The sequence below is a fragment of the Frankia sp. ACN1ag genome, assembly GCF_001414035.1.
In the GTDB taxonomy this organism is placed as follows: Bacteria; Actinomycetota; Actinomycetes; order Frankiales; family Frankiaceae; genus Frankia; species Frankia torreyi.
On record NZ_LJPA01000003.1, the window covers coordinates 142,379 to 162,274 of the forward strand.

The following is a 19,896-nucleotide window of genomic DNA, read 5'->3' on the forward strand; positions in this document are numbered from 1 at the left end:
GACGCCCCGCCGCGGCGGGGCGTCGGAGCCGGCGGGACGTGACGTCAGGGGCGGGCCGAGCGCAGCAGTCCGACGACCTCGGCGGCGGCCCGCTGCACCCCGTCCGGGCCGAAGATCTCGATGCGGCCGACCGCGCGGCCGTGACCGGCGTGCACCGTGCGGACCTGGAACAGGTGCCAGTCCCGAACGTCCAGGTCATCGAGGAACGTGACGGTCTGGGACAGCACCGCTGCGGCGACCTGCGGCCGTTCTCCGGGCAGGGGCGGGATCCCCGCGGCCGCGAGCAGATCAGCCAGAGGTAGCAACTCGCAGGAATGTGCCAGCAGGGCCCGCCAGACCGTCGGGTCCTCGCCCGCGTCGGGGATCCGCTGCCACTGGTCGAGCCGGTGCGGCTCCGCCCGCGGCAGCACCCTGACCTCCCACGGCATCATCGGCCGATCCGGGCGCGGCAGCCCCGCCTCCGGCCCCGGCAGGTCCACTCGGCTCGTCTGCACGCTGAGGAAGTCGGCCTCCGCGGCCCGCAGCATCACGTCCGCCCGGCAGATGTGCAGCGAGCCCTGCCGGAAGGACAGCGCCAGCGCGTCGATCGAACCGCCGTGCGCGAGACGTTCGACGTCGACCCAGAGCGGCTGCCGGCAGTCCCCGGGGCGGGAGAAGATCGTGTGCAGCGAGTGCACCGTCTTGCCCGGCGCCATGCGTTCCGCGAGGACGATCTGCTGACCGAGCAACTGCGCACCGAGGATCCCGCCGTGCGCGCTCACCAGACATCGGGCCGGCACCGGAGGGACGTCCCCGCCCAGGTCCAGCACCGCCAGCAGATCGCTCAGCGTAAACCTGCCAGGCGCCGGGGCGTTGACCGGTACCAGCGACTTGGGCCGTGCGGATTCCGAACCGTCCCGCTGGGGATCGATGGTCTCCACGGACCGTCCACCCACATCGCACCCCTTCTCTCGCGACGGCCGACGGCCGGTGCCGCGAGGGACGCGATCGCTGCGCGCCGCGGCTCGGCGCGGGCAGGTGACCGGTCGCCGCGCCTGCCGACGGTCCGTCGCGCGTGGATCACGACTCCGCCCGGCGCGGAGCCTCGCGGGCCAATATCGACCCGTTCGGCGCTGTGAGTGGCTCGCAGTGGCGTACGCCACGTCCCCACGAACCGCCGACCAGCACAAAAGCCGCTAAACGCCAGATCGACCGTTCTCATGATCTGTATACGAATTCGGATACGGGACGGGATACAGAGTTTATCGACGCGTTACGTGCCGGGCGGTGATCTGAAACGACACCCCCTGACCCTCGTCTCCAGACCCGACGGGGGAGGCACCGGACGACCGGGCCGGGCGTGGCGAGCTCCCTCGACGCACTCCAGACGCGCGGATCCGACCTGCGCGGACCCGAAACCCGTGGACTCCGATGGCGAGAGCTGGCATGAGCGAAACCGCAACGACCCCGACCGCGCCCCTGACCGTGAGCGCCCGACCGTACGACTTCACCTTCGACCCCGCAACCACCGCCCTCGTCGTCATCGACATGCAGCGCGACTTCCTCGAACCGGGTGGCTTCGGGGAGAGCCTCGGCAACGATGTCAGCCAACTGCGCAGCACGATCGAACCGCTGCAGGCCGTGCTGGCGGCCGTGCGGGCCGCGGGGCTGACCGTCATCCACACCCGCGAGGGCCACCTGCCCGACCTGTCCGACCTCCCGCCGGCGAAGCTGCACCGCGGCGACGCCGCGCTGCGCATCGGCGACCTCGGTCCCAAGGGCCGCATCCTCATCCGGGGTGAGTACGGGCAGGACATCATCGACGAGCTCGCGCCGGTCGACGGCGAGTACGTCATCGACAAGCCCGGCAAGGGTGCCTTCTACGCCACCGCCTTCGGCGACGTCCTCGCCGAGAAGGGGATCACCAGCCTCGTCGTCGCCGGGGTGACGACCGAGGTCTGCGTGCACACGACCGTCCGCGAGGCCAACGACCGCGGCTTCGAGTGCCTGGTGCTCAGTGACTGCGTGGGCTCCTACTTCCCCGAGTTCCAGCGGGTGGCGCTGGAGATGGTCGCCGCCCAGGGCGGGATCTTCGGCTGGGTCGCCCCCTCCGCCGACTTCCTCGCCGCGCTCGCCTCCTCGGCCCCCGCGGCCGACTCCACCGTGCCCGCACCCGCCGTCACGGCCTCCTGAAGAGGACGGGTCCCACCATGGTCAAGATCGGGAATCGGCCTGCGTCGTCCGCGCCGGCCCTGCCCTACTGGACGAAGGGCGACACCAACGCCTTCTTCGGCCTGGGCGTCAACGTGCTGGTCAACGTCATCGTCCTGAGCTCGCTGTGCCTGTTCGTCGTCAACATCCCCTCCGCCGACGTCTTCGGCGCGATCCTGCCCGCGCTCGGGATCGCGATGCTGCTCGGCAACCTGTTCTACGCCTACCTGGGGCGCCGGCTGGCGGCGAAGGAGGGCCGTGACGACGTCACGGCGATGCCGTACGGGCCGAGCGTCCCGCACATGTTCATCGTCGTGTTCGTCATCATGCTGCCGATCTACCTGAAGACGAAGAACCCGGTCGAGGCGTGGCAGGCCGGCCTCGCCTGGGCATTCATCATCGGCATCATCGTCGTGATCGGTGCGTTCGTCGGGCCGATGATCCGCAAGTACGCGCCGCGGGCGGCCATGCTCGGCACGCTGGCCGGCATCTCGATCGCGTTCATCTCCATGCGGCCCGCCGCGCAGATGTGGGACGCCGCCTGGATCGCGCTGCCCGTCTTCGGCCTGCTGCTCGTCGGCCTGCTCACCGACCTGAAGCTGCCGTGGAACCTGCCGATCGGCGCGGTCGCGCTGGCGCTGGGCACCGCCATCGGCTGGATCGGCGGGTTCATGGACACCCCGGCGGTGTCGGAGGCGGCCAAGGACATCGCGGTGTCGCTGCCGACCTTCCACTTCGACAAGCTGTTCCACGGCCTGTCCGACATCTCGCCGCTGCTGGCCACGGCCATCCCGCTCGGCGTCTACAACTTCACCGAGGGCATGTCCAACGTGGAGAGCGCCGCGTCCGCCGGGGACAACTACAACCTGCGGCCGATCCTGCTCGCCGACGGCTTCGGCGCCATCATCGGCTCGGCGCTCGGCTCGCCGTTCCCGCCCGCCGTCTACATCGGCCACCCGGGCTGGAAGGCCGCCGGTGGTCGCACCGGCTACTCCCTGGCCACCGGCATCGTCATCGCGGTCCTGTGCTTCCTCGGCCTGTTCGGCCTGCTCAACGCCGTGCTACCGCTGCCGGCGATCGTGCCGATCCTGCTCTACATCGGGCTGCTCATCGGCGCCCAGGCCTTCCAGGCCTCGCCGAAGGCGCACGGCGCCGCCGTCATCGCCGCGATCATCCCGAACATCGCCTCCTGGGCGGCCGGGCAGATCGACAACACGGTGACGACAGCCGTCGGCGTGGCGTCGAAGCTGAACCCGGCGGTCAACCTGAACGTCACCGACGCCGACCTCGAGGGCAACAGCGTGCTGCTGCATGGCCTGCACCTGCTCGGGGACGGCGCGGTGTTGGCCGGCCTGGTGCTCGGCTCCATCGTCGCGTTCATCATCGACAAACGGTTCATCTCGGCCGCGATCGCCTCGGCCGCCGGTGCGGTGTTGTCCTTCGTGGGGCTGATCCACGCGGAGAAGGTCGAGTGGGACGCGGGCGGCGGCCAGGTTGCCCTGGGGTACCTGTTCCTCACGCTGGTCTGCGTGGCCTGGGCGCTGACCAGGCCCGCACCGCGGGTACCGGACGCCGAGGAGATCGCGCTGGAGCGGGAGCACGGCATCCCGTCGCAGACGCGGCGGAGCACTCCCGACGAGGCCTCGCCGGCCGCCGACGCCGCCCGCCCGCCCGTCGCGGACCCGGTCTCGGCCCCGGACACCCCGGCCAGCACCTCGGCGACCGGCCCCAAGCCGACGACCTCGGCACCTGCGGGCGCCGGAACCGTCTGACCGGTCGCCTCAGCGAGGGGCGGATCTTCGCCACGCCGCCCGAGGCGCAGCCTTCGCCGCGCCGCCGGTCACCCACCCCGACCGGCGGCGCGGTTCTCGTTCGTGACCGGTGACGCGCATGCCGTACGGTCCGGTCGACGTGTGGCGGCCTGGTTGCATTACGCAACTTTGCCCTTCCGAAGCGCTTCGTGTCCGTTTCGTCTCTCTGGAAGGGCAGGGGAAGGGCAGGGGAGGGGCGGTCAGGGGCTGGCGGTGGTGGCGGGGGCCGCGGCGGAGCGGGTGAAGATCAGGGAGACCTCCATGATCCCGTGATCCTCCGTGGAGACGCCGGGGAAGCTCGGGTTCGGGACGTCGTAGTCGGCGAAGACGATCGGGAGCTGGCCGACGGTACGGATCGAGGTGCCGTCCCAGCGGGACTGCAGCGTCATCGTGACCCGCCTGGTCTTGCCCCGCAGGGTCAGGTCACCCTTCGCCGTGACGGCCCGGGTGGTCTTCGAGTCGGTGGGGACGGCGCCGATGTCGACCGGTTCGGCGAGGGTGAAGGTGGCGGTCGGGAAGGTGTCCGTGTCCATGATCCGGCCGCGGAACTGGCTGTCCCGGCGGCTCTCGTCGCTGGTCACCGTGGCCATCTGCACGGTGAAGGACGCCTTCGAGGCCCGCGAGCCGTCGATGGTGAGCGAGCCGGACACCTGCTTCGTCCGCCCCGCCGCCGTCGTGTCCTGGCCGAACAGGTTCTCCTTCACTCGGTAGCCGACCTCCGAGCCCGGCGCGATCGCCCAGGAGCCGGCCAGCGAGCCGGTCGGCGCCACCGTCTCGCTGCCGCCCGGCTGGGCCAGGGAGAACTCCTCCGGGGCGTCTTTCTTGATCACGTTGATGTAGAGGGCGGTGCCGCCGACGACCAGGATCGCCAGCACCACGACGGCGCCGATCAGGACGACGAGCAGCCGCGGCCGCCGACGTCGGGGCCGCGGGCCCGGTGCCTCGGGTTCGGTCATCGGAAGATCGTCCCTCTCGACGTGGGGGCTCGGAGACGGGCGTCGCCGAGGTTCGTTGCTGTTAGTTGTCCAGACAACGATGTTGAGAGGGTCATTGTGCCTGTCACCCGCCGGCGGCCGTCCCCGGGCCGGCGTGAGCGCCGCTGTCGGCGGCGTCCTGCTCGCGGGCGTGGTCGCCACGGTCACGGGTCTCGTGGCGGCGGGTCTCGTGGTCACGGGTCTCGTGGCGACGGGTCTCGTGGTCGCGCGGGTGGGAGCCGTGCTGCTCGGGCGGGCGGACTCGGCCCTGGGTGAGCGACTTGACCTGTACGGACAGCCCGTCGTCGCGCACCCGCAGGGGGACCACGACGAACCGCCCGGTCGGCAGGTAGGCGCCCGCCGGCGGTGAGTCCCAGCCGTGCAGGCCCAGCCACCAGCGATGACGGGAGTCGGTGAAGGCGTGGGCGCCTCCGGGGCCGAAGCCGACCTTCCCACCCGTCAGCATCGGCTTCGGTGCCGGGCGGCAGGGCCCGAGCGGGCCGGTGCACGACGCGCTGGCCACCACCTGGCGCCCGTTGAGCTCCGGTGCGGCCGAGTACACCAGGTGGTCGCGCCCCTGTTCGACGATCATCGAGGGGCTCGCGACCCGCTTCTGCTGCCAGGGCAGGCTGGGGCGCAGCAGTACCGCCGGCTCGCCGGTGAGCACCAGCCCGTCCGAGCGCAGCCGCTGGGCCCACAGCGTCGGGCCCGCGCCGCCGGGCCGTCCCGGGCTGCTCCAGGCCAGGTAGGCGCGCCCGGCGTCGTCCACGAAGGGGCTCGGGTCGGTGCTGCCGCCGTCCGCGGTCTGGCAGACGAACGGGGCCTGCGAGGTGTCCACGAACGGCTCGTCGAGGTGCTCCGAGGTCGCCGCCGAGATGCAGCGAATGCCGAGCTCGTGCCAGATCGTCGTGTAATAGAGGACGTACGAGCCGTCGAACGCGCCGATCGCCGCCGGCCCCAGCCCGCCGCCCGGGTCGGCCCAGTCCGGTGGCGCCTTCAGGGCGTCGGGCTGGGTGGTCCAGCTCCGGCGGTCCCGGCTGGAGAGCAGGCTGATCGTGCCGGGGGTACGCGGGTCCACGCCGACGGCGTAGGTCGTCCGGTTGCGGGTCAGCAGGGACGGCGCCGGGAAGTCGACGCCGGGGACGAGGATGGCCCGGGTCGAGGCGCCCGAGCTCGCCTTGGACAGGTACAACCCGGCGATGACGATGACGATGANGACCACGGCCGGCTGGCGTCGGGCGAAGTCGACCAGACCACCGGTAAGGCCCTTCTCGCCCATGCCGCCACCATCCTCATTGTGAGTATCTGATGGCGGAGTGTATTCACGGTGGGGTGAAGTTGGGCGTCAATCGACTCGTCGGACACTCCCTGTCGCCTCGGTGGTTGTTTCAGTAGTTGTCTCGGTGGTTGTCTTGAGGGGCGGCTCGAGGGGCGGCTCGGCGGTCGTCTCGGGGGGCGGCTCGGTGGTCGTCTCGGGGGGCGGCTCGACAGACAGCCCCCGCAGCAGGGCGGCGCTGCGCGGATTCAGCCCGACGATGGTCACCTCCGTGCCACGTTCGCGGTACTTCGTGCGGACGTCGTCGAGGGCGGCGACCGCGGCGGAGTCGAGGACGTCGGCCTTGGACAGGTCGATGACGACGCGGGCCGGGTCGCGGCCGTAGGCGAAGGCGTCGACCAGGTCCCCCGTCGAGGCGAAGAACAACGTGCCCTGGACGGCGTAGATCCGTTCGCCGCCCTCCGGGTCGAGCACGCTGGTCACCAGGGCCAGGCGGGCGACCTGGCGGGTGAACAGCAGGGCGGCCAGGACGACGCCGACGGCCACCCCGTACGCAAGGTTGTGGGTGGGCACCACGACGGCGACCGTCACGACCATGACCGCGGTCTCGCCGCGGGGCATCCGGCGCAGGGTGGACGGCGCGACGCTGCGCCACTCGAAGGTCATCACCGAGACCAGGATCATCACCGCGACCAGCGCGGACATGGGGATGTGTCGGACGAGGTCGCGCAGCGGCACGACAAGCATCAGCAGGAAGCCGCCGGCGGCGAAGGTCGACAGCCGGCCGCGACCGCCGGAGTTGACGTTGACGATGGTCTGGCCGATCATCGCGCAGCCACCCATCCCGCCGAAGAAGCCGTTGACGACGTTGGCGATGCCCAGGCCCCAGGCCTCGCGGTTCGGGTCGTGGGTGGAGTCGGTCATCCGGTCGACGATCTGGGCGGTCAGCAGCGTCTCCAGCAGGCCCACCGCGGTCAGCGCGACCACGTACGGGGCGATGATCTGCAGGGTCTGCCAGGTGAGCGGGACGTCGGGGAGGCCGGGCACCGGCAGGGAGCTGGGCAGCCGGCCCTCGTCCCCGACCGTCGGCACCGAGACGTGGAAACCGCACGTGACCAGCGTCAGGATCGCCACCGCGACGAGCGGCGCCGGGATCGCCGTCGTGACCCGGGGGACCGTCAGCAGGATCGCCAGGCCCCCCGCGACCAGAACGTAGACCTTCCACGACTCGCCGATGACGTGCGGCATCTGGGCGGTGAAGATCAGGATGGCCAGCGCGTTGACGAAGCCGATCATCACGGTGCGCGGCACGAAGCGCATCAGCCGCGCGACCCCGAGCACGCCGAGGACACCCATCAGCAACCCGACCCCGACGGTGGTCGCGAGCAGGTAGTTCAGCCCGTGCTCGCGGACCAGCGGCGCGGCCACGAGGGCCATCGAGCCCGCGGCGGCGGAGATCATCGCCGGCCGGCNGCCGGTGAACGCGATGATCACCGAGATGGTGAACGACGCGAACAGGCCGACCTTCGGGTCGACCCCGGCCACCACCGAGAACGAGATCGTCTCCGGGATCAGCGCGAGCGCCGTCACCAGGCCCGCGAGCAGCTCCACCCGGACGTGGCGCGCGCCGGGCCAGTGTCGGGCCAGCACGGGCAGGCGCAGTCCCCCGACGACCGCACGACGGCTCCCGGCCGCCACGCCGGCGGCCTCGCGGGCGGAAACACCTGTCATGGAAGCGGACCTCGAGGATCGACGGCGGCGTCGGCGCAGCGCCGAAGCCGCCGTGGCGGGACCGGACCCCTACTCGCCCGCCGCCTGTCGCCACCACGCGACGCATCGATCAGACGGCGACGCATGGATCGGGGGACGGCGCCCCGTGGGGAGACGCGACGGATCCCCGGGAGAGCGCAGCGTGGCGGCATCATCGCCCTGGGAACGACTGCGGGGCAGCGTTCCCCACGCCTCGGGTGCACGACCGGCGGTACGGTCCGGTTAGACGGATCTGACGATACAAAGTCAGCTTCGGTGAGGCGACGGCCGGGTTCGGCCGGTCATGCCCGGGGTGCCCCGAGCCGGGCGAGGGCCTCCTGCATCTGGTCGACCTCGATCGACTGGTTGAGCACCATCGCCCTGGCCAGGCTGCGCGTGCGGTCCGCATCGGCGTGCTGCGCCGCGTACTGCGCCATCGCCAGCCCCCCACGATGGTGGTGCACCATCAGGGTGAGGAACAGGACGTCGAGGTCGCGGCCGTGGATTGTCGCGAGCCGCCGCAGCTCGTTCGGGGTCGCCATGCCCGGCATCCGGGCGGTGTCGCCGGCCGACGCGGCGCCGCCGGCGGTGCCGTTCATACCCGGCATGTCGGTCATGGTCGCCGAGCCGGTGTCGCCGTGCCCCTCGTGCCCGGTGCCGGCCGCCGCGCCCGTGCCGCCCATCCAGCGCATCGGCGCGCCGGCGGCGGTCTGGGTCCGCCCCCAGCCCGACAGCCACGCCGACATGATGCCGATCTCCCGCTGCTGGGTCAGCGCGATGTCCTGCGCGACGCTGCGGGTCGACGTGTCGCCGCCGCGGTCGAACTCGATCATCGCCATCTGCACGGCCTGCGCGTGGTGCTCGGACATGTCGCGGGCGAAGCCGACGTCGACGGAGCTCTCGCCGGGCGGGCGGTCGAGCAGGTCGCCCAGCGCCGCGCCGGCGGCCAGCAGCCCGGCCACCAGCACCACGACGACCGGGGTCCACCACAGGGCCGCCCGGCCCCGGCGACGGCGACGCGGGGCACCGGCCTCGCCCGGCCGGGCTCTGGCGGTGCCGGGCTCGTCTCGCGCGGGCCGGTCGTCCTGCCTGCGCGGCTCGGCTGGGGCGTCTGCGGGCGCGGTGGGGGAGGCGGGCAGGCCGCCCCCGGCGCGCAGCTCTGAATCGCTCATCGTCCGTCAAGTCTGACGTAGGTGCCGACGTTTNGCGCGCCACCCCCCGCGAGCCTCCCCGTTTCGGCCGCGGGGACCAGGGTCAGCCGCGGGCGGTGGGGTCGGCCGCGGGCGGTGGGGTCAGACGTGCAGGTGTGAGTTGAAGACGAAGGTCCGCTTGCCGACCTGGACGCGGGTGCCGGGCACCAACGGGGCGGGCTGGTGCGGGTTGAGGGGGGTCCACACGGTCGCCTCGGGCGGCGCGATGTAGGTGCCGTTGGCCGAACCCTGGTCGGTGATCACCGCGTCCCAGCCGGCCAGGGTGATCACGGCGTGTACCCGGGAGACGGCGCTCTCGCCGTCCTCGACTGGCAGCGCCCGCGCCTTGCCGGCCCGGACGGCGTCGTCCCGGTCGGGCTGGCGGCCGATGACCAGATCCATGTCGACGTCCATCGTCTGCCCGTCGTCGAACACGAGCACCCCGACGGTCGGCCGCGGGCCCCACACCGTGCGGGAGCCCTGCTGGGCCAGCGACAGGCCGCACTCGGCGCAGTACGGCGCCTGCGGGTGGTTGAAGTGCCCGTTCGCGCACAGCACCCCCTCGACCTGGGGCTCGGAGCCGCTGGGCAGCATCGTCGGGGCCTCGTCGTCCTCGATGAGGTCGGAGACGGTGAAGGTCTGCCCGGGCAACTGGGTCATGGCGTCGTGCTCGTCGTCGGTGAGGTCGTCGCCGAGCCCGTCGTCGAGGCCGTCCGACAGGGGCTCGGCATGGCCGCCGAGCTGGCCGAGGCGGCCGAGCTGGCCGAGCTGGCCGCCGGGGCCGGAGTCGACAGCGGCGTGGCCGATCACCTCGCGCCCGGCGAGCTCGGTCGGCGGGTCCTCGTCGAGTTCGTCGAGTTCGTCGAGGTCGGCGGCCTGGGTGGGCTCCGCCGCCGCCCGGCGACGGTGGGCCTCCTCCTCCTCGCTGAGCAGCGGGGCCAGCGCCGGCGGGGTGGTCGACATCGGGTCCGGGGCGCGCGAGCCGGGCGTGGGGATCGCCGCGGCGCCGGTCATCGGGTCGCGCAGCGGATCGAAGCCGGCGAGCAACTGGTCGGCCGACGCCTTGGGGGCGGGCAGCGCGGGCGCGTCGCTGAGCAGCAGGCTCACGCCGATCCCGGGCACCGCGCCGATCCGCAGGTCGAGGGGGAAGCCGAGGTCGCCGAGGCCGCCGGGGAAGCCGGTCGGGCCGACGATGCCGGTCGGCCCGACGTCGATCCGGGCGATCTCCGTCGGCAGCAGCCGGTCGACCCAGGTGGCCGAGTCCACGCCGGACAGCGTCACCCCGGACGTCCCGGACGCCACGACGTCCATCGCCCCGTGGACGAGCGCCGCGACGCGGTCGTTGACGGTGGTCAGCAGGCTGAAGTCGGGCACCCGGTCCGGGTCGGCGTCGGCGAGGACCCCGGCGACCCGGCGCACGAGCCGGCGACCCATGGTCGACGCGGTCGTGCCCACCTCCGCGGCCACCTCGGCGCACAGCCCGAGCAGCCTGCTGGTGATCTCGGCGGTCTCGGGCCGGCCGGCCCGGGCGACGATGAGCGCGCCGGGCAGCCGGACGACCACCCCGGTCCGATCCGGGTGCCCGGACTCCACGACCACCCGGAAATGGTCCAGTCCCGCCATGACCTCGCCCCTCGTCCCCACACCCCGCGCCGCGCCGGTCATCACCGCCGGCAGCCTCGTGGCACATCCTCGCCGCTCGGTGCGGCCCGTCCGGTACGGTCCTATCCTGCCGTGCCCACGGGTCGGCTGGTACCGCCTTACCGTCACCGCGGCCGGTGATGTCCGGGGCCCGACAGGCGAGCGCGCGCCGCGGGCGCGTCACCCGCCCGCCGGGTGGTCGAGGGCGGGGCGGCGGTTACCCCAGGGCCCGGTCCAGGTTGATCGCCGCGCTGATCAGCGCCAGGTGGGTGAACGCCTGCGGGAAGTTGCCGAGCGCCTCGCCGGAGGAGCCGATCTCCTCGGCGTAGAGGCCCACATGGTTGGCGTAGGTGAGCATCTTCTCGAAGACCATCCGGGCCTCGCTCACCCGGCCGGCCCGGGTCAGCGCCTCCACGTACCAGAACGAGCACAGGTTGAACGTGCCCTCGTCGCCGGTCAGCCCGTCGCTGCCGTCGNCGGCGTAACGGCGCACCAGGCTGTCGCTGACGAGGTCCTCGCCGAACCGGTCCAGCGTCGAGAGGAACCGCGGATCGGTGGGTCCGGAGAACTTCACCAGCGGCATGCACAGCAGGGACGCGTCCAGCCGCGGTGAGCCGGGGAACTCCATGTAGGCGCCGCGGGTGGGATTCCACGCCTCGTTCTGCACGAACCGGTACGCCTGACCGGCGTAGTCCTTCCAGTCGTTCGTCGGGCCGGGCAGGCCCCGCTGGCGCGAGATGCGGCAGGCCCGCTCGAAGGCGACCCAGGTCATCAGCGCCGAGTAGGTGAAGCGCTGGCGCCCGCCGCGGGTCTCCCAGATCCCCTCGTCCGGGGTGTCCCAGTGCTTGGCCAGCCAGTCGAGCTGGCGGCCGAGGGCCTCCCAGAGCTGGAAGGAGATCGGAACCTTCTTGTTGTACAGGTAGACCGAGTCCATCAGCTCGCCGTAGATGTCGAGCTGGAGCTGCTCGGCGGCGGCGTTGCCGATGCGCACCGGCTTCGAACCGCGGTAGCCGGCGAGATGGTCCAGGACGATCTCGTCCAGGTGGGCGTTGCCGTCGACGCTGTACAGCACGTACAGCCCGGAATCCTTCGGTGCCTCGTGGCAGCGCTGCTCCAGCCAGTCCATGAACGCGGCGGCCTCGTCGGTGAAACCCAGGGCCATCAAGGCGTAGGTGGTGAACGCCGCATCCCGGATCCAGGTGTAGCGGTAGTCCCAGTTGCGCACGCCGCCGAGCTCCTCCGGCAGCGAGGTGGTCGGCGCCGCCACCAGCGCGCCGGTGGGCCGGTAGACCAGCAGCTTCAGCACCAGTGCGCTGCGTAGGACCATTTCTCGCCAGCGGCCGTGGTAACGACTGCGCCGCAGCCACGCCTGCCAGTAGTTCAGCGTCCGGGTGAACAGCGTGTCTGCTTCGCCGGTGATCAGCGGACGGATCGTCGAGTTCCATTCGAGCACGATGTCGGCGGTCTCACCCATGGGCAGGTCGAACTCCGCGAACACGGCGGTGCCGTCGACCCGCAGCGGCAGCGCGGTGCGCAGCACGAGGGTGCCCTTCACCGATTCGAACACCGCCCCCGAGCCGGGGACCAGCGTCACCGTGTGCGCGGCGCGCCCGTAGTCGAACCGCGGGTCGCAGCGCAGCCGGAACGTCGCCGTCCCGCGCACGGCGCGGGCCTGGCGGACGACGACGTGCGGCGTCTCCGCGACGTCGCTGTCCACCGGGACCATGAAGTCGACGACCTCGCCGACCGCCCGTGGGGTGAGGAAACGGGTCATCAGGATGTTCGAGTCGGGCAGGTAAAGCTGCTTCGCCCGCGAGTCCGGACAGTGGATGCGGAACGATCCGCCGCGATCGGCGTCGAGCAGGCTCGCGAAGACCGACGGCGCATCGAAGCGTTGCGGGCAGTACCAGTCGATCGTGCCATCCGTGGCGACCAGGGCCACGGTACGCAGGTCGCCGATGACCGCGTGCTCCTCGATGGGCGGGTAGTCGGTGTCGGGCATTCGTAGGCTCCGCGAGGCGTGATTGGCCGAGGATCCGACCAGGGATTCTGCGGGGGACGGAGAGGGAGGACGCCACCGCGCGAGCACAACCCGACGCCGAGCCGCTCGCGTCCTCCCGGCCGCCGCCGGTCGCCACCCGAGCGATGGCAACCAGGCGAAGGTAACCCGCCGGGACGGTCCACGCCCATCACTGCCGACAAGCCGAAAAACGGGCCCAACCCGCCGTGTGAAATCGCGGTGTCGGCGATGCGTCGGCGCCGGGTCCGCGCCGCGTCTGCGGAGGTCACCGGGTCGGTGGAACCCTCGTCGCTACTGGCGGTCCGGGGCGGTCGCGGGCGGTGGCGGGGGCGGCGTTCGCACCCCGGTGGGGGGTCTCGCCGCGCGGGCGTCCGAGGTCGCCACCTACGATCACGCCATGGCCGCCCACCCTCCGACTGCCGAGGACGGTCGTGCCGCGCTGGTGATGTTCGCTCGGGGCGACCGGGTCTTCCCGGTCGACGACCTCGGTGGCGGGATCTGGTCGCGGCGCGGCACCGTGCTGGCCGTGCACGCGGCCGGGCGCCGCGAGCCGGCCGAGCAGCCCGGGCCGGTACGCGTCGAGTCGACCCGCAGCGCGGCACCGGTCACCGCGCGGGCGACGGTCCTCTGGGACGACGGCAGCGCCGAGGTGCTGGCCGAGGATCAGCTCTGCCTCGTCTACGACCAGGAGGCCCCCGTCGGCATGCGGGTCGTCACCCTGCCGATGGACGAGCCGGTGGATGTGGTGCAGCACGGCGGGCACGTCGTGCTGGTGCTGCGCGACGGCCTGGTCTCGCCCGCGGTCGTGGAGTCGCTGCGCGACAAGCTGCGGCGGGTGCGGGCGGCGCTGACTCCGGCGCGGCCGGATCCCGCCTCCGCGGCCGAGCTGCGTCGGCGGGACCTCGACCTGCTGCGGGCCTTGATCGCACAGCTCACCGGGGGCGCGCCCGAGCCCCGCTGACGAGTGCCTACAGGTGCTGGGTGCCTGCGGGTGCCGAGTGGCCGGCGGATGCTGGGTGCCGATGGGTACCCGCGGCCGGGCGGGGCGCCCCGGCCGCCGCCGTCGCGATGTCCGCCGTCGCGATGTCCGCCGTCGCGATGTCCGCCGTCGCGATGTCCGCCGTCGCGATGTCCGCCGTCGCGATGTCCGCCGTCGCGATGTCCGCCGTCGCGATGTCCGCCGTCAGGACGTCGAGTACGGCCCGGGGCGCACTCCNCCCGGGCCGTAGGCGTTGCCGTTCATCCCGGCCCGCGGCTGCTCGGTCATCGCCTGGCTCACCTTCGACGCGATCGCCTCGGTGAGTCGGATCGCCTGCGTGAGGGACAGGTTCAGCACGATCTCGCTGTCATCGGTCATCGCGAAGCGCACCGACACATCGGCCATGGTGGTTCCTCCCAGTCTCGGTCCGCCCGACACCCGGCTCCGGTGGTTGGAGGTCGGAGGGAGACCCGCACGGGCGCTACCTGCCGTGCGGCCTCGGGGCATGGTGACCGCCCCACCATCCCCGATGGGGATCTCACGCCGTACGTGACCCCCCCTGTCGCCCCCACCGATGAGACTGCTAGCGGTGTGTTGCTTCGACTCTGGGTGATCAGTCAACTGCGATAGCCCCCGTGTCTGCGCGCCAACCCGGACGGGAGTGTCCTTTTGTGAGGATGGCATCGCTTTTGGTGGTCGCGTGGAGCATCGGGGCGGATCGAGTGAGAGAGCTCACATCGAGCCCACGCCGCCGGGTCGGCGCGCCGTGTGGGGGTTCCCCGGTTCAGATCCAGCCGGGGAACCACATCCTGGCCCGCCACGAGGAGTAGGGGATCACCTGCGCGGCGAGGATCGGGTAGAAGTACGCGAACAGCAGGACGACGACGATCGTGTAGACGCCGACCGTCAACGCGCCGGTGAGCCGGCGGGCGTCGGAGGCCTCCCGCGGGCCGAGCGCGAGCCCCGCCAGCGCCGTGATCCCGAGGACGAGGAACGGCAGGCACGGCAGCGCGTAGAAGAAGAACATCGTGCGGTTCGGGAACAGCAGCCACGGCAGGAAGGCCGAGCCGAAACCGACCAGCACCAGGGCCGCCCGCCAGTCCCGCCGGGTCACCCACCAGGCGAGCATCCCCACCAGGCAGGCGGTGCCCACCCACCACACCGCCGGGTTGCCCAGCGCCAGAACCTCCCGGGAGCAGCCGGCCGGGTCGTGGCAGCCGGACGTCCCGTAGGCGGGCGACGAGTAGTAGTACGCCACCGGCCGGGCCATCACCAGCCAGCTCATCGGGTGCGAGGCGAAGGCATGCCCCTGGTCGAGGCCCTCGTGGAACTTCAGCACCGCCATCTGGTACTTCCACCAGCCGTGCCACGCCGCGCCGAACCCGTCGCCGTAGAAGTGCCGGTAGTAGCCGCCGTCGGTGACGAACCAGCCCGTCCAGGTGGCCAGGAACGTCACGATCGGGACGATCACGAACATCGCGGCCCAGGCGGGCAGGTCCCGTCGCAGCGCCCCCAGCACGGGCCGCTGCGCACCGCCGGTGCGCCGGGCGCCGATGTCCCAGGCGATCGCGAGCGCCGCGAAGCCGATGATCGTGTACAGCGCGCTCCACTTCACGCCCATCGACAGGCCGAGCGCCACCCCGCAGGCCAGTCGCCACCGGCGGAATCCCAGCCGGGGCCCGTACAGCTCGCGCAGCCGATCCTGACGGCCGGCCGCGGCGCCTGAGTCGGCTGTCGCCGCCGATTTCGCCGTAGCTACGGAGTTCGCCGCGGCCGTCGAGTCTGCTGTGGTGGCGGAGCCTGCCGAGTCCATGCCCGCGCCGTCCGCGCCTGGCGAGCCGGCGACCGGCGGGGGNGGTGCGGGTGGCGGACCGGAGCCTCGGGCCAGGGCCGCGCTCAGGCGGTCGGCGAGCCGGGCCCGTCCGTCGTCGCGGTCGAGCAGCAGGCACGCCAGCGCCACGACGACCCCGGTCATCAGGAAGATGTCGAGGATCCCGATCCGGCTCTGCACGAACTCCAGGCCGTCCATGGCGAGCAGCAGGCCGGCGAAGCAGCCCAGCAGGGTCGAGCGGAACATCCGCCGGGCGGCTCGGGCGAGGACGAGCACGGCCAGCGTGCCGAACAACGCCGAGGAGAACCGCCAGCCGAGCTCCGGGTCGCCGTGCGGAACCCCCCCGCAGTTCGTGTACCCGAACAGGCCCTCGGAGGCGGCCATCAGCCACTTGCCGAACGGCGGATGGACGACGTACGCCGGCCCGGAACAGGACCTCGAGTCGATCTCGTAACCGGCGGTGAGCAGGCCCCAGGCGTCCTTGGTGTAGTAGACCTCGTCGAAGTACACCCCGCGTGGCTGGGTGATGTTCCAGAACCGCAGCAGGCCGGCCAGCACCGCGACCGACAGGGTCGCCAGCCACCCGGCCAGCGGTGAACCCGGCATCGGCGGGCACAGCCGCTCACGCAGCGCCTCGGCCCGCGTCCGCCGCGGACCGAGCGGGTCCGGACCGGTCACGGGCGGCGTGTCGCCTCCTCCGCTCGCACTCCAGGGCACGTGGGCCGTCGTCGCCGTCACACCGATCAGGGTAGGTCCTGGCTCCTGACACACTGGGCGGGTGTCCGGGACCCTGGTGCTGTGCGGCGCTCCGATCGGTGATGTCCGGGACGCGAGCCCACGCCTCGGTGAGATCCTCGCCACGGCGGATGTGATCGCGGCCGAGGACACCCGGCGGGTGCTCCGGCTGGCGCACGCCCTCGGCGTCACCATCTCCGGCCGGATCGTGTCCTGCTACGACGCGGTGGAGGGCGCCCGCGCCGCGCTCCTGACCGACTACCTGCGTGAGGGGGCCACGGTCGCCCTGGTCACCGACGCCGGAATGCCGGCGGTGTCCGACCCCGGCTTCCGCGTGGTCGCCGCGGCCGCTGCCGCCGGCATGACCGTCACCGTCGTGCCCGGCCCGTCCGCGGTGACCGCCGCCCTGGCCGTCAGCGGACTGCCCACCGACCGGTGGACCTTCGAGGGCTTCCTGCCGCGCAAGGGCGCCGACCGGCGTTCCCGGCTGCGCGAACTCGGCAACGAGACCCGCACGATGGTGTTCCTGGAGTCCCCGCACCGGCTCCCGGCGGGCCTGGGCGACCTGATCGCCGCCTTCGGTGCCGACCGCGCCGCGGTGCTGTGCCGGGAGCTGACCAAGACCTTCGAGGAGATCGTCCGCGGCGATCTCGCGGCCCTGCTCGCCTGGGCCACCGACGGCCGCGTGATCCGCGGGGAGTTCACCCTGGTGATCGCCGGCGGCGCCAGGCGCGGACCGGTGACCGTCGATTTCGCCGCCGCGGAGGCGGCCAGGCCCGTCCAGTCCCCTCCGCCCGCCGCCAGCTCGCCCGCCGCCAGGCCGGCTGCTGCCGGCTCGTCCGCTGCCGGCTCGTCCGCCGCCGGCCTGTCCGCCGCGGGTTCGTCCGCCGTCCTCCTGCCCGCTGCCGGCTCGTCCGCCGTCGGTGGGCCTGCCGCCGGTTCGCCCCTCGGCGGTTCGCCTAGCGGCGGATCGGAGGAGCTCGACGCCCCTGCCGACGTTGCGGGCTCCGTCGACTCGGTCGATGCTCGGGTCCTCGCCGCCGACGTCGCCCGCCGCACCGCCGCCGGCATGCCGCGCAAGGAGGCCCGCCGGGCGGTCGCCGCCGACCACGGCGTGTCCCGCAACGATGTCTACGCCGCCGAACTCGCCGTCCGTGCGCCCCGCCCCGCCCCGCCCGACCGTCCCTGCTAGGTCGGCCGTCCCCGTCAGGTCGGCCGTTCCCGTCAGGTCGGCCGTTCCCGTCAGGACCGACCCGAACGGCCGCGCCGGTCCCGACCAGCCGACGGTCAGCAGTTGCAGGAGGTCGTTCGTGGTTCGCCCGCCTGCTACCGCGAATAACCTCTTGCAGTTGCCTCTGCAACCACCGGCGTCGGACGGCTGGCCACGCCCGCACGTCGGGGGCGGGGCTTCCGGGAGGCGCGGGCACGGTTCCGCGGAACCCCAAGATCGCCGAGGTGGGGGCTGGAGTCGGGAGTGGGGCTCGCGGCGTGGGTCAGCAGCCCCGCTGGAGCAGCAGGGCCTTGCCCATCGCGGCCCATTCGTAGATGATCATGTAGGGCCACAGGCGGCGGGGCGGCGGCACCCCGATCATCCGGACCTCGCCGGGGTAGCAGCGGCCAAGCCGTAGCCGGGCCCGGGTGCTCTGCGACGTCGAGGTGATCACGATCAGGGAGTGCCAGCCGCGCCGTGCCGCCGCGGCACCCACCCAGCGGGACTCGCCCTGGGTCGTCAGGGGGCTGGGCGCGAAGCAGATCACCTCCACGCCGGGGATGGCGTCGGGGCAGGGGTCGTCGGCGGTCGGCGTCGAGACGGCGAGAACCGGGGCGTAACCGGCGCGGGCGAGGGCGACCGCCCGTTCGAGCCGGCCAGCACTGCCGGCGAACATGACGATGGCGTCGACCGGCGCCGGCTGTTCGCGCTGGGGGAAGACGAACAGCCGTGCGGTGGCCGCAGTGAACGCGACCGCCAGGGCGCCGACCAGGGCGATGGCGATGGCCCGGCGGCGCGACGTGCCGGCCGGCGCGCGCTCGAGCGGACCCGCCGCCATGGACCTCCCTTCAGGGCGGCTCGGCGCCGCCGTGGCCATCGTGGAGCCTCGTTCCACCGCGTGGACCCGAGCCAACCACGGCTCACCAGCTCCGGGTGGGCTCACCCGCCGCAACCCGCCGCCCCGGACAACACCGAGATGCGGCGCCGACGGGCGGCCCGTCTCCCTGCCGCCCTACGCCGACGCCGCCCTACGCCGACGCCGCTCTACGCCGACGCCGCTCTACGCCGACGCCGCTCTACGCCGACGCCGCTCTACGCCGACGCCGCTCTACGCCGACGGGGAGGTGGAGGTCGGCGGTGCCGAGGCCGGCCGGCTGGTGATCCGGCGGGGATGGGCGAACGTGGCCCGGGCGGCCTCCCTGGGCCACACGGTGCGTGACGCGCCGTCCTGCCACTGCACGATCGGGATCTGGTGGCCGACCTGCAGCCCGGTCGCCTCGTCCAGCCGAAACCGGCCGAGCAGCGTCGTCGTGTCGATACCGCGGGCGGCGGCGAGCACCGAGGCGTCCTGCACGCCCCCGCAGAACCGGATCGCCCGCCCCAGGATCAGGCCGGTGACGTAGGCCCAGGCGGCCGTCTCCGTCGGCGCGACGCCGTGCAGGGCGGTGTAGTCGGCGGTGAACTCGCGCGCCGTCGGGCCGGTGGCGGTCGGCTGGGTGCTCTCCGGCATCCAGCTTCCCGGGGCGAGCAGTTGCTCGCGCAGGTCGCCAAGGCTGGCGGTGGCCTGGGCGCTGACGGCGGTGGAGAATGCCGCCGCCCGCCACGGCCGGCGCAGCAGGATGTTCGCCGCGGCCAGCTCGTCGTCGGGGCTCGCGTGCACGATGAGGACGTCGCCCGGGGGTAGCCGGGTCGCGGCGAGTGTGGCCTTCCCCGGCGCGAAGACGTGCGAGGCGACCTCGAACGCCTGGGCGGTGGCGGCTGCCCTGGCCACCGAGGTGATCTCGACCGCGGTGTCGCCCGAGGCGAGCAGGACGACCTTGCGGGCCCGCCGGTCGGCCGCCCGCACCGCCGCGAGGACCCCCCGTGGCCAGGTCGAGGTGGCCGCGGCGATGTTGACGACGTTGGGGAACGCCTGCCGGACGAACCTGGTCGACGGCGCCCCCGTGTTGAACACCACCCGGTCGGTCGCCGCGCAGGCCGCCAGGGCCGCCCGGTGGCCGTAGGGCCCGAGCAGGGCGTCCGGACGGCCGGCGACGGCGGCTCGCATCGCGGCCGCCGGGTCGGGGTAGGCGTCGTACGCGGTGAGGCTCACCTCGTCCCAGGGGGCGGGGAGCCGCTCGTCGCGCGCCCACAGGGTGACGCCGCGCAGACCGGCCAGGCCCTGGGCGGCGTCCGGCCCGGTCAGCGGGGTGACGAGGGCCACGGTCAACGGCGTCGTCATCGGCAGGAATCCTCGCAGTCGCTCACGAGATAAGCGTCCCATGCTTGATAGGCGCATTCCTCGGCGCGC

14 protein-coding genes and 3 pseudogenes are annotated in these 19,896 nt (G+C 72.8%); 4 read left to right on the plus strand and 13 right to left on the minus strand.

The window, feature by feature from the left end; genetic code table 11:
• Positions 1-44 precede the first annotated feature (44 nt).
• Positions 45-935, minus strand: a complete 891-nt coding sequence (locus tag UK82_RS03295) for an acyl-CoA thioesterase II (RefSeq protein ID WP_055406266.1) — start codon at positions 933-935, stop codon at positions 45-47.
• Between the two features lie 490 nt (positions 936-1,425).
• On the opposite strand from UK82_RS03295, the gene UK82_RS03300 reads away from it, so the two are divergent.
• Positions 1,426-2,172 (plus strand): cysteine hydrolase family protein, encoded by a 747-nt coding sequence (locus UK82_RS03300; protein ID WP_055406267.1) that lies wholly within the window; start codon positions 1,426-1,428, stop codon positions 2,170-2,172.
• A gap of 17 nt (positions 2,173-2,189) precedes the next feature.
• Positions 2,190-3,962: a hypothetical protein gene (locus tag UK82_RS03305; RefSeq protein WP_044883353.1), complete on the plus strand. Its 1,773-nt coding sequence runs from the start codon at positions 2,190-2,192 to the stop codon at positions 3,960-3,962.
• 239 nt (positions 3,963-4,201) lie between these two features.
• On the opposite strand, the gene UK82_RS03310 is transcribed toward UK82_RS03305, so the two are convergent.
• The 8 genes and pseudogenes from UK82_RS03310 to UK82_RS03335 form a co-directional block, all read right to left on the minus strand.
• Positions 4,202-4,957 (minus strand): YceI family protein, encoded by a 756-nt coding sequence (locus UK82_RS03310; protein ID WP_052680919.1) that lies wholly within the window; start codon positions 4,955-4,957, stop codon positions 4,202-4,204.
• A 103-nt stretch (positions 4,958-5,060) separates the two neighbouring features.
• A complete protein-coding gene (locus tag UK82_RS03315; RefSeq protein ID WP_236705487.1) occupies positions 5,061-6,053 on the minus strand; it encodes a family 43 glycosylhydrolase in 993 nt (330 codons plus the stop codon).
• Between the two features lie 267 nt (positions 6,054-6,320).
• Positions 6,321-7,723 (minus strand): SulP family inorganic anion transporter (locus UK82_RS03320; protein ID WP_236705452.1); only part of this gene is annotated, 1,403 nt, incomplete at its 5' end.
• 1 nt (position 7,724) lies between these two features.
• Positions 7,725-7,982, minus strand: a pseudogene (locus UK82_RS35375) (SulP family inorganic anion transporter); the annotation flags it as partial.
• A 320-nt stretch (positions 7,983-8,302) separates the two neighbouring features.
• A complete protein-coding gene (locus UK82_RS03325; RefSeq protein WP_044883356.1) occupies positions 8,303-9,172 on the minus strand; it encodes a DUF305 domain-containing protein in 870 nt (289 codons plus the stop codon).
• Positions 9,173-9,292: 120 nt separating this feature from the next.
• On the minus strand, positions 9,293-10,813 hold the full coding sequence (locus UK82_RS03330; protein ID WP_044883357.1) for an FHA domain-containing protein: 1,521 nt from the start codon (positions 10,811-10,813) through the stop codon (positions 9,293-9,295).
• Positions 10,814-11,048: 235 nt separating this feature from the next.
• The coding region (locus tag UK82_RS35380; RefSeq protein ID WP_396230440.1) for a glycoside hydrolase family 15 protein at positions 11,049-11,307 on the minus strand (259 nt) is incomplete at its 5' end.
• A 1-nt stretch (position 11,308) separates the two neighbouring features.
• Positions 11,309-12,833: pseudogene (locus UK82_RS03335) on the minus strand (glycoside hydrolase family 15 protein); the annotation flags it as partial.
• Between the two features lie 415 nt (positions 12,834-13,248).
• On the opposite strand from UK82_RS03335, the gene UK82_RS03340 reads away from it, so the two are divergent.
• Entirely contained in the window at positions 13,249-13,812 is a 564-nt protein-coding gene (locus UK82_RS03340) for a hypothetical protein (RefSeq protein WP_044883490.1), read from the plus strand.
• Positions 13,813-14,614: 802 nt separating this feature from the next.
• On the opposite strand, the gene UK82_RS35385 is transcribed toward UK82_RS03340, so the two are convergent.
• Together UK82_RS35385 and UK82_RS35390 are read right to left on the minus strand one after the other, a co-directional pair.
• A partial coding sequence (locus UK82_RS35385) for a dolichyl-phosphate-mannose--protein mannosyltransferase (RefSeq protein ID WP_396229755.1) occupies positions 14,615-15,685 on the minus strand: 1,071 nt, incomplete at its 5' end.
• Between the two features lies 1 nt (position 15,686).
• Positions 15,687-16,399 (minus strand): annotated as a pseudogene (locus UK82_RS35390) (phospholipid carrier-dependent glycosyltransferase); the annotation flags it as partial.
• A 40-nt stretch (positions 16,400-16,439) separates the two neighbouring features.
• Between UK82_RS35390 and rsmI the strand changes: the two are divergent.
• Positions 16,440-17,588 carry a 16S rRNA (cytidine(1402)-2'-O)-methyltransferase gene (gene rsmI / locus UK82_RS03355; RefSeq protein ID WP_055406271.1) on the plus strand — a complete coding sequence of 383 codons (1,149 nt, stop codon included), beginning with the start codon at positions 16,440-16,442 and terminating at the stop codon, positions 17,586-17,588.
• A 301-nt stretch (positions 17,589-17,889) separates the two neighbouring features.
• On the opposite strand, the gene UK82_RS03360 is transcribed toward rsmI, so the two are convergent.
• A complete protein-coding gene (locus tag UK82_RS03360; RefSeq protein WP_044883361.1) occupies positions 17,890-18,444 on the minus strand; it encodes a YdcF family protein in 555 nt (184 codons plus the stop codon).
• Positions 18,445-18,714: 270 nt separating this feature from the next.
• Complete coding sequence (locus tag UK82_RS03365; protein ID WP_044883362.1) at positions 18,715-19,827, minus strand: ABC transporter substrate-binding protein; 1,113 nt, start codon at positions 19,825-19,827, stop codon at positions 18,715-18,717.
• Positions 19,828-19,896 lie beyond the last annotated feature (69 nt).